Origin of the sequence: Pandoraea soli (genome assembly GCF_902459595.1) — a bacterium.
GTDB lineage: Bacteria > Pseudomonadota > Gammaproteobacteria > Burkholderiales > Burkholderiaceae > Pandoraea > Pandoraea cepalis.
Genome location: NZ_CABPSG010000003.1, coordinates 50,522 through 63,708, shown reverse-complemented (window position 1 = coordinate 63,708; position 13,187 = coordinate 50,522). Strand labels below are relative to the sequence as shown.

Here is a 13,187-nt window from a genome sequence, read left to right as displayed (position 1 = left end):
ACAATGACCGCGTTTTGCCGGATGTCGGCGAGTTTGTCGCCAGGAGATCGTCTGTTTTGAACCTCGATGCCGTGCCCACTCTGGAGCTGACCACCACGGCGCAAGGCCCGGTGGTCATGCTGCGCGGCCTGTGGACAGCGCTCGCCCTCTCGCAGCGCAAGAAGACGTTGCTGCGCCTGGTCGATTCGCTGCCGCAGGGCGACCTGGCGTGGGACCTGACCCGCGTCGAACGGCTCGACCACGTCGGCGCGCAGGCGCTGTGGCGCTATTGGCAACGTCGGTTTCCCGAGCGCATCGCGCTTACGCCGACGCAGCGGGCGCTCTTCGATCACCTCGCCGAATTCGATCGCTCGCGACAGAGTCCGGCGCCCACCCGCCGCCTCGATCCGATCAGCCGGCTGGGGGCGTCGCTCTTCACGCTGGGCGAGCATTTGCGCGACGGCGTCACGATGTTCGGACGCTTTGTGATCGACCTCGGCCGCGTCATTCGTCATCCGGTTCGTGCGCCATGGCTGGAGATGTCCGCCAATATCTACAGCGCGGGGGCCAAGGCACTCGGCATCACGGCGCTGGTGGCGTTCCTGATCGGCATCGTGTTGTCCTATCTGTCGGCCCAGCAACTCAAGCTGTATGGGGCGAGCACGTTCATCGTCAATATCCTCGGCCTCGCCGTGATCCGCGAACTCGGCCCCGTGCTTTCCGCGATTCTGGTCGCGGGGCGCTCGGGGTCGGCCATCACCGCCCAGCTCGGCGTGATGCGCGTGACCGAAGAACTCGATGCGATGCGCGTAATGGACATTCCGCACGGGTTGCGGCTCGTTCTGCCGAAGGTCATTGCGCTGGCCATTGCCATGCCACTGCTCGTCATGTGGACGAACATCATCGCGCTGCTCGGCGGTGCGCTCGCGGCAAAGTACGAACTCGGCATCGGACTGCGCTACTTCTTCACCACGTTGCCCAATGCCGTGCCCATCGCCAATCTGTGGATCGGCCTGGGAAAAGGGGGCGTCTTCGGCATGCTGATCGCACTCGTGGCCTGCCATTTCGGCATGCGGGTCAAACCGAACACGCAGAGCCTAGGGGAGGGCACGACACAGTCCGTGGTGACCTCGATCACCGTCGTGATTCTGGCCGATGCTATCTTCGCGATTCTGTTTCGCAACACGGGGATCGGCTGATGTCCCAATCCCCCGTGCCCGATCGGGCCCCAGCGCTAGCCACGTCGGCCGTCGCGGCCGATCCCGCCGCGCAGGCTTACGCCAGCGATGTGATATCCGGCGCCGCGGCGGGTTGTCCGCCTGTGTCGTCAAGCCTGCCGGGCGACGCCGACCCGGTGATCGAGGTGCGCGATCTCACGAAGCGCTACGGCACGCACACGATTCATGAGCATCTGGATCTCACCGTGCGGCAAAGCGAGATCATTGCGCTTGTCGGCGGCTCAGGCTCGGGCAAGACCACGCTGATTCGCCAGATCATCGGGCTGGAGTCGCCGACCACTGGCCACATCAGCGTCTTCGGTCACGACATCACGACGATCGACCGGCGCAGCGCGCACCTGCTGCGCCGCCGCTCGGGCATGTTGTTTCAGCGCGGTGCACTGTTCTCCGCGATGACGGTGTTCGACAACATTGCGCAGCCGCTGCGCGAACTGCACACGCTCTCGGAAGATCTGATTCGCGACGTCGTGATGTACAAGCTCGAGATGGTGGGGCTGTCGGGGCGCATGGCCAACCGCATGCCGTCGGAGCTGTCGGGCGGGATGATCAAGCGCGTTGGGATCGCGCGGGCCATTGCGCTGGAGCCGGAACTACTCTTTCTCGACGAGCCCACGGCTGGGCTCGATCCGCAGGCGTCAGACGAATTCGTGGACATGATTCGCGGCCTGCACCGCTCGCTGGGCCTGAGCGTCGTAATAATCACGCATGATCTGGACACGGTGATGATGCTCGCCACCCGCGTGGCGGTGCTCGCCGAGCGTAGGGTGCTCGTCAATGCGCCGGTGGAAGACGTGGTCCGCGTCGATCACCCGTTCATCCACAGCTTCTTCCTCGGTGAACGCGGCAGACGCGCGTTGCTGGCGTTGCCTGCGGCGCGGCGCGCCAAGATTTCGGAGTTACTCGACGATGGAAAATAAATCGCACGCTTTCATGGCGGGCCTCTTCACGCTGGTGTTGCTTGCCGCCGTCGCCGCGTCGGTGTACTGGTTCAATCGCGACAATCGTGTGCGCCTCCCCTACGACCTGGTCTCGCACACCAATGTGACCGGACTCAATCCGGAATCCGCCGTGCGGTATCGCGGTCTGTCCGTCGGGAAGGTCGAGTCGATCAAGTTCGACCCGCGCACGCCTGGGCAGATTCTGATCCGCATCCTCGTGAATGAAGGCACGCCGATGACCCGATCGACGTTCGCCACGTTGAGCTATCAAGGGGTGACCGGGTTGGCCTTCGTACAACTGGACGACGATGGACACGACCGAACGTTGCTGTCGTCGTCCGAGAAGCACGTCGCGCAATTGCGACTGCGCCCGAGTTTTGTGGACGAACTGCAGCGGCGCGGCAACAACCTGGTACATCAGCTCGAAGAGGCAACGTCCTCGGTCAATACGCTGTTGTCGTCCGACAACCGGCAGGCCATGCTCGATTCGATCAACAGCGTGAAGGCTGCGGCGCAAAGCGTGGATCGCGTGGCGCAGCAGCTCGAGCCCGTCACGGCGCAGTTGCCGGACACCGTGCGCGAACTCACCGGCACGCTCGCCGGGGCCCATCGTTTGACCAACCAATTGACCGATCCCCAGGGGCCGCTCGTGCGCAACCTGGATAGCGTGGGCCGCGCGGCCGATCAGGCGGCGTCGAGTCTGGCGGCGTTCCAGGGAACGATGGAAACATTCGAAGGCTCGCTGCAACAGGAAGCGCTGCCGCGCCTGAACACGCTCTCGGACGATCTGCGCTTCACGACGCAAGCGGTCGGGCAAGCGGCCGAGACGATCAATCGCAATCCGCGCGCGCTGCTCTTCGGCACGTCGCCGCCGCCGCCCGGTCCGGGCGAAGCGGGTTTTTCGTGGCCCGGGGGAGAACGTCAATAATGCGCAACACCGTCATGCAAGAGGATATCGAGATGAGTGAGCCAATCGACACGGGCAAAGTCAGCGAGGCAGCCGTCGCGCCTCGCGGCGGCGAGCGTGCGCGTGCGCTCGCCGCCGGGTGGCTTTGCGCCGCAGCGGTGGTGCTGGTGGCGGGGTGTGCCGCCCCGGCACCGTCGGCCTCGCTGACGCGCTTCGATCTCGGCCCGCCGACGATCCCTGCCGCGTCGGCCAATGTCGCTGCCAATGCCGGGGACACTGCCGCCAACACCGCCGCCCACACCGCCGCCCACACCGCCGCCCCGGCATCGGACGTGGCCGCGGCCGGTGGCCTGCGAATGTCGCCGCTGAAAGTGGTGGTCAACGCGCCAAGTTGGCTCGACGTCGACACAATCTACTACCGCTTGCCCGCCAGCGATGGCGATCAGGCTCGCGGGTATGCGAACAGCCGATGGCTGGCGTCGCCCGCGCGGCTCTTCGGGGATCGTCTGCGCGCGGCGTTGTCGGTCGACCGGCCGGTGCTCGCGGCAGGCGACCCGACCGCTGCGCCGGCGCTACGTGTGGAGCTCGAGGAGTTTGCGCAGTACTTCGACAGTGCGTCGACAAGCCACGGCGTTGTCCAGATGCGCGCGACTCTGTTCGATGGGCCGAAGCTGCTCGCGCAGACGACGTTACGTGCGCAGGCCCCCGCCGCGAGTGCCGACGCGGCCGGCGGCACCCGCGCGCTTGCCGCAGCCAGCGACGCGGTGCAGACGCAACTGATCCAGTGGCTCGCCGGGCGCGTGCCGGCACCAACGGCTACGGCCGGGACAGCGGCACGTGCCCGGTCGCCGTTGCCGTTGCTGTCGCGGACGTTGCCTGCCGCGTCGTCGGCCTCGGGCGCGACAGCACGATAGGGCCGTGCCGCCGATGACCGAGCAGGACGTCAAACCCTGGCAACGACGCGCCTCGCCGCTAGCGCGTCAGGCGCTGCTATGCCTGATACTGCTGATCGCCTATGCGAGCCTGTATCCGTTCGAATTCCAGCGTGCGGCCGTGGGGCCGTTCGACTACCTGTTCGCGCCGTTACCTCGCTGGATCACGCAGTTCGACGTGGTCACCAACGTGCTTGGATACCTGCCGCTGGGCATGTTGACCGTACTGGCCCTGCATCCGGCCTGGCGGGGCGTGCGGGCCGTCGTCGCCGCCTTCGTGCTCGGCGCATGGCTTTCCGGTGGCATTGAGGCGTTGCAGACGTACTTGCCGACGCGAGTGGCGTCGAACGTCGATCTCGCCACGAACGCGCTCGGCGCACTTATCGGTGGCGCCATTGCGGTGCCGCTCACGAGTCCGCTGCTCGATCGGGGATGGCTGCGGCATTTGCGCTTCGCATGGTTCGAACGCCACGCGAGCTTGCTACTTGTGTTGCTGGCCCTGTGGCCGTGGGCGCAGGCTTACCCGCAGCAGTTTCTCTTTGGCGATGGCGATCTGGTGCGCCAAATATGGCTCTGGCAGGATCCCGACGTCACCGGTCGGGTGATCGACTGGGTGCCGCGCTTGGGGCAGTTGCAGGACTATCTTTCCGAACTCGATGCCGTCGCCAGTCATGCCCTGTGGGAGACGGTGGTGAGCGCCAGCGGTACCGTGCTGGCCGGGCTGCTCGCCACGCTCGCGATGCGCCGGACGGCACCGCGTGTGCCGTTGTTGTGCGCCATGTTTACCAGCGCGTTCGCGATCAAGGCCATCGCGTCGGCGTGGCAGTTCTCGCCCGCGCAAGCATTCGACTGGGTGACGGCGGGCGCCATCTACGGCGTGGTCATCGGCGCGCTGGTGTTGCTCGTCGCCGGCCGCGGACCGCGTGCGCTTCGCGGGGCCGTCGCGCTGGGCGCGCTTGTCGTGCTGCTGGTGTTCGTCAATCTGCTGCCCGCGAATCCATACTACGAGGCGGCGCTCCAGTCTTGGCGGCAAGGCCGCTACGTTCACTTCAATGTGCTGGCGCGCTGGCTCGCCTGGACATGGCCGTACCTCGTGCTGATTTACCTGCTCGCGATGTTCGATCCGAGCCATCGCGGCCCCGCCCGTACCGCTGGCGTGCGGCGCTAAGGCCCCCCCCGGCCTGGCCGAACGGCTTGTTTAGCGGCGCATTGTTGCCAAATCGGCAATAGCGTATTGGCCGCCATCCCATTGGTCCGCAAGCCGGCAACGCCTAGACTCCCATGTAAGGCACGCTGACACTCGGTGTGTCATGACCGCCCGGCATCTTCAGGCAGATCCCGGGCGGTTTTCATTGGCGAGGCGAAGATGAACTCCTGGGGATTGCGGTTGGCACACACGACACGGCAGCGCGTGTTGATGGCCGTGATTGCCGCCGCCACAGGCATTGAAATGCTGGAGAACGGCATGTTCGTGTTCGCGTCGTCCCATATCGCGGGCGGCGTCGGTGCCGCCCCCGAAGAGTACGCGTTTGTCTCGACGCTCTATGCCGTGGCGGGGATCCTCGTCATTCTCAAGCAGCGCTGGCTGGCCTCGCGCCTGGGGTATCGCGCGTTCCTCACCGGCGCGCTTACGCTCATGGCGTTTGGGGCATGGCTGTGCGGCATGGCGCACACGTCGACGCAGCTTGCCGTCGCACGTTTCGTGCTCGGGTTGGGCGCGGGGTCGCTGTTTACCGCCAGCCGGATTCTCATCAACCTGTGCTTCGCGCCGGAGCTTCGGCTCAGGGCGCTGCGCTTCTTTACCTACGGCTTCTTCGGCGGACAAATCTCCGCGCCACTGCTCGCCAGCTATCTCGTCGATCACTTCGTCTGGTCGTCGGTGTTCTTCGCCGTCGTGCCGATCGCGCTCGCGGGGGCGATCGCCTCGTGGCTCGTCATCCCGGACTTCCGCGAGCACCTGCGCGACGAAGGCGAGTTTGAAATGCGCGGCATCGTCTTCTTCGCCGCCGGCGTGCTGTTCGTCGAAGTGATGATGCAGCGCTCGCGCTTCGACTTCTTCTCCGATCCGCTGCATCTGCTCGAACTCTGCCTGGTGGGGGCGATCTGCGCGATGGGCTACATGTGGCATCAGTATTCGCATCACAAGCCGCTGATCGATTTTCGCGTGCTGGTGCGCAATCCGGCCTATGTGCTGGGGCTGGGCGGCTATGCCGTGTACTACTTCTTTTCGTATTCGACGTCGTATCTGTTCCCGATCTACATGCAGCAAGGGCTGAATTGGAGCGTGGAGCACACCGGCTATCTGCAGGCCGTGGCGTCGGTGACGAGCCTCGTCGTCGCCGTGATATACACCCTCGCGCGTCCGACGTTCGTGCAGCTCAAGCCGTTTGTGCTGCTTGGTTACTTGTGCCTTCTCGGCTATGCCTTCCTGCTCTCGCAAAGTTATCAGGGCGTGTCGAGTCAGTGGCTGATCCTGCCGATGGTGTTGAGCGGGCTCGGCGGCGTGTTCGCCATGATTCCCATTGCCGAGTTGACGTTTCGCGGCATGGACGAGTACGTCTTCCAGCACGGCTATCAGACGAAGAACATCGTGCGACAGTTGGTGAGCTCGATGTCGGTGTCGGTGATGGCCGTGCTGATGCAGGACCGGCAGGCGGTCTTCATGCATCAACTCACGCCGTCGATGACGCCGCTCAACCCGGCGTACAACGCGGCCGTCTCACAAGCGCAACAGGCGTTCGGCGCCAGTGTCGATGCGGCGACCGCCGCGCACATGGCGTCGGCCTGGGTGGGCGGCCTCGCGTCGCAACAGGCGCTCGTGCTTGCCTGCGTGAATGTGTTCTTCGGCTTCGCGTGTCTGGCGGCGCTTTGCGCCGTCTTCATGGCCGTGCAGCGACGCCTGCGCTAGGCGTACGGCACGCGCCGCCTTGCGCGGCGCCGGACGTCCCGGATATCGCATTTCCTGAGGTCCCGCCATGCGGTGCTTCGTGAGCGCACGCGGGCCGTCCCGCAATGCCCGGGCAGGTCGGTTAGAATGGCCCGCAATACGTTGCCACTCCGCCAAAGCCCCGACATGGCCACCCAGCCGCAGTACTACCAGCATCACGTGTTTTTCTGCCTGAATCAGCGCGAACCCGGCGCCGATCGCCCGTCCTGTGCCAACTGCAACGCGCAAGCGATGCAGGAGTACGCCAAGGCGAAGGTCAAGCAACTCGGCCTCGCCGGCCCCGGCAAGGTGCGGGTCAACAAGGCAGGGTGCCTCGATCGCTGCGAGCAAGGGCCTGTCGTGGTGATCTATCCCGAAGGCACCTGGTACACGTATATCGACGAATCCGATATCGACGAGATCGTCGAAAAGCATCTGGCGCAAGGCGAGATCGTCGAGCGTCTGCTGATCGACTGATGCCTGCGACACACGCGTGGCCCGGCGCGCAGCGCACGGCCCTCGCCGTACTTCAGCCCACCATCGCTCATGAACGCCCAGACTGAACGCTTCACTATCGACGGCCCGGTCGGCGCCATCGAAATCGCTATCGACCGTCCGGCCGGCGCGCCGCGCGGCATCACGCTCGTCGCCCATCCGCACCCGTTGTTCGGCGGCACGCTCGACAACAAGGTCGCCCAGACGCTCGCCCGGGCATTCGTTCAGCTCGGCTACGCCGTGGTGCGCCCGAATTTTCGTGGCGTCGGCAAGTCGGCGGGCGAGCACGATAACGGCATCGGCGAGCGCGACGACTTGCTCGCCGTGATCGACTGGATGCGCCAGCAACCGGGCTGGGAGACATTGCCGCTCGCACTCGCCGGATTCTCGTTCGGCACCTTCGTGCTCTCGCATGTCGCGAAGACGCTGGAGGCGGCGGGGACCGCCGCGCAGCGTCTGGTATTCGTGGGCACGGCGGCGAGCAATTGGGAGGTGGCGACCGTACCGGCCGACACGCTGGTCATTCACGGCGAACTCGACGATACGGTGCCGCTGCAATCGGTGCTGGACTGGGCGCGTCCCCAGACGTTGCCCGTGGTGGTCGTTCCCGGCGGCGAACACTTTTTCCACGGCCTGTTACCCCTGCTGAAACAGCTCGTGGTCGACGCGTGGCGTCATTGATACACCCGGGGCGAATTTCGGCCGATTTCGACCGCCCAGGCCCGCCATGCTGGGGGCGTGAAATCACGACGGGTATAATTCGACCCTGAACCTTGTCATGCCGCGTCGGGTCTATGCTTCCGACAGGCATGGCCCCGGCGCTCCGGTGCCGCCGTCTTCTTCGCCGTGCCGCGCGCTCGTCAACGTGTCGGCGGCACGGCGCTACTTCAAGCGCAGATGCCCCTGAGCCTCCCATCGTTTTCCTCATCGCCCATGAAATTCAACGCTTCGCTGTCCCGTGCCGCCGCTGCCGCGGCGCTCGTCGCTTGCGGCTCGCTTGCCTCGCTTCCCGCTCGTGCCCAACAGATTCCGCCGCCGCCGATGTCGGCCACGGCGTGGACGATTGTCGACGTCAACAGTGGTCAGGTGCTGGCCGCCGGTAACGCGGATACGCGCGTGGAGCCCGCGTCGCTCACGAAGATCATGACGTCCTATGTGATCTTCGAAGCCCTGCGCGACAAGCGCATTTCGATGGAGCAGACTGTCATTCCGAGCGATTCGGTTCGCAAGGTGGGTCGCGACGAGTCGCGCACGTTCATCGAGGCGGGCAAGCCGGTGTCGGTGCACGATCTGATTTACGGCATGATCGTCCAGTCGGGTAACGACGCGTCGATTGCGCTGGCCGAACTCGTCGGCGGCTCGCAACAGGGCTTCGTCGAACTGATGAACCGCGCGGCGCAGCGCATGGGGCTGAAGCACACCCATTACGCGAACGTCGACGGGCTGACCGATCCGCAGCATTACACGACCGTGGCGGATATCGCGGCGGCATCAACACACCTGATTCAGGACTTCCCCGAGTACTACAAGATTTACGCGGAGAAGAGCTTCACGTACAACAACATTCGCCAGCCGAACCGTAATCGTCTGCTGTACCTCGATCCGACGGTCGACGGCCTGAAGACCGGCCACACGAAGGAAGCGGGTTACTGCCTCGTGGCGACGGCGTCGCGTCCGATGCCGGGGGCGGCGGGCGTCAACCGCCGCGTGCTGTCCGTGGTCGTGGGCGAGCCGACCGAGCGCGCGCGCGTGCAAGACAGCCTCTCGGCGCTGAACTACGGCTATCAGAACTTCGACACGCTTCGCGTGTACGGTGCCAATCAGGTCGTGGCCACGCCCAAGGTCTGGAAGGGCAAGGACAGCGAGCTGAAGATCGGCGTGAAGAAGGACACCTTCATCACCGTGCCGAAGGGCACCGCCGACAAGATCAAGCCGCAACTCGAACTGCGTGAGCCGCTGATCGCGCCGATCGCCAACGGTGCGCCGGTCGGTACCGTCAAGGTCATGGCCGACGGCAAGTCGCTGGCCGAATTCCCGGTCGTGGCCCTCGCCGACGTTGCGCAGGCCAGCTTCGTCGGCCGCGCATGGGACGCACTGCGCCTGATGTTCGTGAAGAAGTAAACATGGATAACCCCACCGTCTGGCTCAATGGCGACCTGATCCCGCTCGGCGACGCGAAAATCTCCGTCCTCGATCGGGGTTTCCTGTTCGGCGACGGCATCTATGAAGTCGTGCCGGTCTATCGCGGCAAGCCTTTCCGGCTTGCGCAGCATCTGGACCGGCTCGAGCGCAGCCTCGCCGAGATCCGCATCGCGAACCCATACACGCGCGCCGAATGGGAGGCGCTCTTCGCGCGCCTGTCGGCCACGTGTTCGGCCGATCCGCACAGCGTCTACGTGCAGGTCACGCGCGGCGTGGCGCCGCGTCAGCACACGTTCCCGAAGGACATCGTGCCTACGGTGTTCGGCATCGCAACCCCGCTCACGCTGCCCAGCGGCGACAAAGTGGCGCAGGGCGTGGGCGCGGTCACGCATGAGGATCGACGCTGGCTGAATTGCCATATCAAGTCGACGTCGCTGCTGGGCAACGTGCTGATGGCACAGTACGCCGCCGATCACGACGTTCAGGAAACGATCCAGTTCCGTGACGGGAATCTGACCGAGGCGTCGTCGAGCAACGTGTGGGTCGTCAAGGGCGGTGAAATGTTTGCGCCGCCGCGCGACAATCGTATTCTGGAAGGGATTCGCTACGGCGTGCTCGAAGGTCTTGCACGCGAATGCGGCATCCCGTTTCATGAGTGCCCGGTCAGCGAAGCGGACGTGCGCAACGCCGACGAGCTGCTCATCACGTCGGCCACCAAGGAAGTGCTGGCGGTCGTCACGCTTGACGGCAAGCCCGTGGGCGATGGCAAGCCGGGCCCTGTCTTCCAGGCGTTGTATGCCGCATATCAACGCGCCAAGGAGGCATGATGACCACGGAAAAGAAGGAAAACGTGCTTGAGTTTCCGTGCGACTTTCCCATCAAGGTGATGGGGGCGACGCAGGACGGTTTCGCCGACGCCATCGTGGCATTGCTGCGCGAGTTCGATGCCGAATTCGACGCGGCGACCGTGGAGATGCGCCCGTCCAGCACGGGCAAATATCTCGGCCTGACCGTCACGGTGCGCGCCCACTCGAAAGCCCATCTCGACGATATCTATCGCGCGCTGACCGGGCATCCGATGGTCAAGGTGGTGCTGTAAGCGTGCACCGCGTGTGAGGCGCAGGCGATGCACGCATGCGCCTCACGAACGCGATTGCGGTGCGCGCATCACGCGTGTGTCGGTGCGCCGTCGTCGGGTGGCGATGAGGCCGTGAGCCCCGGTTGGATGCCCGGTGCGGTCTCACCCGCAGTGGTGACCATGTCGGCCCCCCAGTCGACAGACGTCGGGCGCGCCGGGCGGCGCTGCATGTCCTTCACCGACTCGAACGCCTTCAATTCTTCCAGAAACCACGTTCTGAACGCCTGAACACGCTGCGTTTCCAGCACGGCGGGCGGACACACGAAGTAATAATCCCAGTCACACGGCGTATCGACGTCGGATAGCCGCACGAGGCGTCCTGCCATGATGTCGCCCACGGCCAGCGAGCGGCGCACGAGCGCGAGCCCCTGGCCGACGATGGCCGCTTGCGACAGCATGCCGGAATCTTCGTACATCATGCCTTGCGTCGGCTCGGGCAGATCGAAGCCCGCCGCCGCGAACCACGGCGCCCACGGCTCGCCTTCCGAGCGCAGCAACGTGCTGCGGCGGAATTCCTCCGCCGTTTGCGGCAGATGCCCCTGGTTGTATGACGGGCTACAGGCCGGGAAAAATACGTCGTCGAGCACTTTCTCGATGTGCAGCCCGGGCCAGTTGCCCTTGCCCATGCGCAGGGCGACGTCCACATCCTCGCGCTCGAAGTCGATCAACTGGGCGCTGCACCGCAACTCCACTTCCAGCTCCGGATGCCGGTCAATGAAGCGCCCGATGCGTGGCGTGAGCCACCGGCTCGCAAATGACGGCATGGTGGTCAGCACCAGCCGCCGCTCGCTGCGCGTGCCCGCTTGCAACTTTCGCGTCGCCTGCGCGATATCGCCGAGCGCGGTGCGGATCGATGCCGCGTACTGGCGCCCCGCCGGAGTAATGCTGATGCGTTTGCCATTGCGCGCGAAAAGCGTCGTCCCCAACTCCTGCTCCAGCGCGCGAATCTGATGGCTGATGGCGCCGTGCGTGACGAACAACTCTTCCGCCGCGCGCGAAAAGCTTTCGAGGCGGGCCGCCGCCTCGAACGCGCGCAGGGCGCTCAGGTTGGGAAGTCTCCGAATATCCATGTGAGTTTTATTAGCAACGCCGTGAAAATATGTCGTTTGGTGCAGCGCCCGCCAGTCCCTATGATTCAGTCATTGTCTCGCACTGAGTGGGGGTCGTAAAATGCAAAACAATTTAACAAAGGTGCAGTACTTCTACGGTATCCGCCCGGGAGAAGTGATCAGCCTTGACCTGCACCACGAGCATACGCTGGTGGCGCGTGGCGCGGCGGTTTGGGTCACGCGTGCGGGCGATCCGCGCGATTACTGGCTCACGCCCGGTCAGCGCCTCGCCGTTGAACCCGGCCGCCGTTACTGGGTGTCGTCCGACGGGGTGGCGGAAGCCGAGCTGCAGCGCGAAGTGGCACACCGTTTCTCACTGGCTCGTGTGCTGCGCCGGTGGCTCGCCGGGCGCAGGGCGTCGCGCGCAGCGAACGCTTGCGCGGCCGCCGCCTGACGTACGCCGGTCGCGGCTCCGGCGCGCAAGTTCGGCGCGCGGGGGGCATCGACATCGCGCGCCCCTTGGCCTTGTGTGCCAGCGGGCGCGCATTTGATTCCACAGGTTGACGTCGACGCCGTCGATGTGTCAATGGAATTCACAACAATCTGCGCGGCACGCCGAAAGCCCGAGGGGCGTAGCGACACCGGGAAAGTCGCTATCGCACGCCCGGGGGCGCGGCTTCGAGCAAGACTGCGCCGGTTTCGCTAAAATTGCGGGCATGACCTCCCCGATCGAAGTGTGCTGGCGCGGCACCGAAGACTACGCCGCATCGTTCGACGCCATGCGCGCGTACACCGACACGCGTGGCCCGCACGGCCCCGACCAGCTTTGGATCGTTCAGCATCCGCCCGTCTACACGCTTGGACTGGCCGGCGACCCGGCTCACTTGCTCGTTTCCAATACCGGTATTCCGCTCGTCAAGGTCGACCGCGGCGGCCAGATCACGTATCACGGCCCAGGACAGGTCGTGATTTACCTGCTCGTGGATCTGCGCCGACGCAAGCTCGGCGTGCGCGAAATGGTGCGTTTGATCGAGCAGGCGGTGATCGACACCCTGGGCGCGTATAATCTCGACGTTGAGCGCCGGGCCGGCGCACCGGGGATCTATGTGAGCCCAGGCGACGGCGCCACGGCGCATGCCGGTGCGAAAATCGCCGCGCTCGGGTTGAAGATCCGCAACGGATGCAGTTATCACGGCGTGTCGTTGAACGTTGCGATGGATCTGCGGCCGTTCGACTGGATCAATCCGTGCGGCTATGCCGGCCTGCAAACCGTAGACATGGCCACGCTCGGCGTGGCCCCCCGCTGGGACGAAGTGGCCGCGCGACTGGCGCAGCAACTCGGTCATCATCTCGAACAGCACACCGCGTCGGCCGAAGCCGCGCCGCAGGCCGACCCGGCCCCCAGCGCAAACGCCGTCGCCTGATTGGACGTCTGGAAAGCCC

Annotated in this window: 14 protein-coding genes; 13 read left to right on the top strand and 1 reads right to left on the bottom strand. The window is 65.1% G+C overall.

Features of this window, described 5'->3' with window-relative positions; genetic code table 11:
- Positions 1-56: 56 nt before the first annotated feature.
- From PSO31014_RS06785 to PSO31014_RS06735, 11 genes are all read left to right on the top strand, one after another.
- A complete protein-coding gene (locus PSO31014_RS06785) occupies positions 57-1,178 on the top strand; it encodes an MlaE family ABC transporter permease (RefSeq protein ID WP_150550911.1) in 1,122 nt (373 codons plus the stop codon).
- Complete coding sequence (locus PSO31014_RS06780) at positions 1,178-2,134, top strand: ABC transporter ATP-binding protein (RefSeq protein ID WP_246176449.1); 957 nt, start codon at positions 1,178-1,180, stop codon at positions 2,132-2,134. Before PSO31014_RS06785 ends, PSO31014_RS06780 begins: the two co-directional genes overlap by 1 nt.
- The gene (locus PSO31014_RS06775) at positions 2,124-3,083 is read left to right on the top strand and encodes an MlaD family protein (protein ID WP_150550910.1); all 960 of its coding nucleotides are present in this window, start codon (positions 2,124-2,126) and stop codon (positions 3,081-3,083) included. Before PSO31014_RS06780 ends, PSO31014_RS06775 begins: the two co-directional genes overlap by 11 nt.
- A 32-nt stretch (positions 3,084-3,115) precedes the next feature.
- Entirely contained in the window at positions 3,116-3,976 is an 861-nt protein-coding gene (locus tag PSO31014_RS06770; protein ID WP_174976427.1) for an ABC-type transport auxiliary lipoprotein family protein, read from the top strand.
- 13 nt (positions 3,977-3,989) lie between these two features.
- Positions 3,990-5,162, top strand: coding sequence for a VanZ family protein (locus PSO31014_RS06765; protein WP_150551214.1), 1,173 nt, complete (start codon positions 3,990-3,992; stop codon positions 5,160-5,162).
- Between the two features lie 198 nt (positions 5,163-5,360).
- Entirely contained in the window at positions 5,361-6,902 is a 1,542-nt protein-coding gene (locus tag PSO31014_RS06760; RefSeq protein ID WP_150550908.1) for an MFS transporter, read from the top strand.
- A gap of 165 nt (positions 6,903-7,067) precedes the next feature.
- Positions 7,068-7,397, top strand: coding sequence for a (2Fe-2S) ferredoxin domain-containing protein (locus tag PSO31014_RS06755; protein ID WP_150550907.1), 330 nt, complete (start codon positions 7,068-7,070; stop codon positions 7,395-7,397).
- Between the two features lie 69 nt (positions 7,398-7,466).
- The gene (locus PSO31014_RS06750; protein WP_150550906.1) at positions 7,467-8,096 is read left to right on the top strand and encodes an alpha/beta hydrolase; all 630 of its coding nucleotides are present in this window, start codon (positions 7,467-7,469) and stop codon (positions 8,094-8,096) included.
- Positions 8,097-8,348: 252 nt separating this feature from the next.
- A complete protein-coding gene (locus PSO31014_RS06745) occupies positions 8,349-9,536 on the top strand; it encodes a D-alanyl-D-alanine carboxypeptidase family protein (protein ID WP_150550905.1) in 1,188 nt (395 codons plus the stop codon).
- A 2-nt stretch (positions 9,537-9,538) separates the two neighbouring features.
- Positions 9,539-10,384 (top strand): D-amino acid aminotransferase, encoded by an 846-nt coding sequence (locus PSO31014_RS06740; RefSeq protein ID WP_150550904.1) that lies wholly within the window; start codon positions 9,539-9,541, stop codon positions 10,382-10,384.
- On the top strand, positions 10,384-10,656 hold the full coding sequence (locus tag PSO31014_RS06735) for a DUF493 family protein (RefSeq protein WP_150551213.1): 273 nt from the start codon (positions 10,384-10,386) through the stop codon (positions 10,654-10,656). The genes PSO31014_RS06740 and PSO31014_RS06735 overlap by 1 nt, the downstream gene beginning before the upstream one ends.
- A 68-nt stretch (positions 10,657-10,724) precedes the next feature.
- On the opposite strand, the gene PSO31014_RS06730 is transcribed toward PSO31014_RS06735, so the two are convergent.
- Positions 10,725-11,765 (bottom strand): transcriptional regulator GcvA, encoded by a 1,041-nt coding sequence (locus PSO31014_RS06730; protein WP_150550903.1) that lies wholly within the window; start codon positions 11,763-11,765, stop codon positions 10,725-10,727.
- A gap of 100 nt (positions 11,766-11,865) precedes the next feature.
- Between PSO31014_RS06730 and PSO31014_RS06725 the strand changes: the two genes are divergently transcribed.
- Positions 11,866-12,198 carry a DUF2917 domain-containing protein gene (locus PSO31014_RS06725; RefSeq protein WP_150550902.1) on the top strand — a complete coding sequence of 111 codons (333 nt, stop codon included), beginning with the start codon at positions 11,866-11,868 and terminating at the stop codon, positions 12,196-12,198.
- A gap of 262 nt (positions 12,199-12,460) precedes the next feature.
- A complete protein-coding gene (gene lipB / locus PSO31014_RS06720; RefSeq protein WP_150550901.1) occupies positions 12,461-13,168 on the top strand; it encodes a lipoyl(octanoyl) transferase LipB in 708 nt (235 codons plus the stop codon).
- Positions 13,169-13,187: the final 19 nt, after the last annotated feature.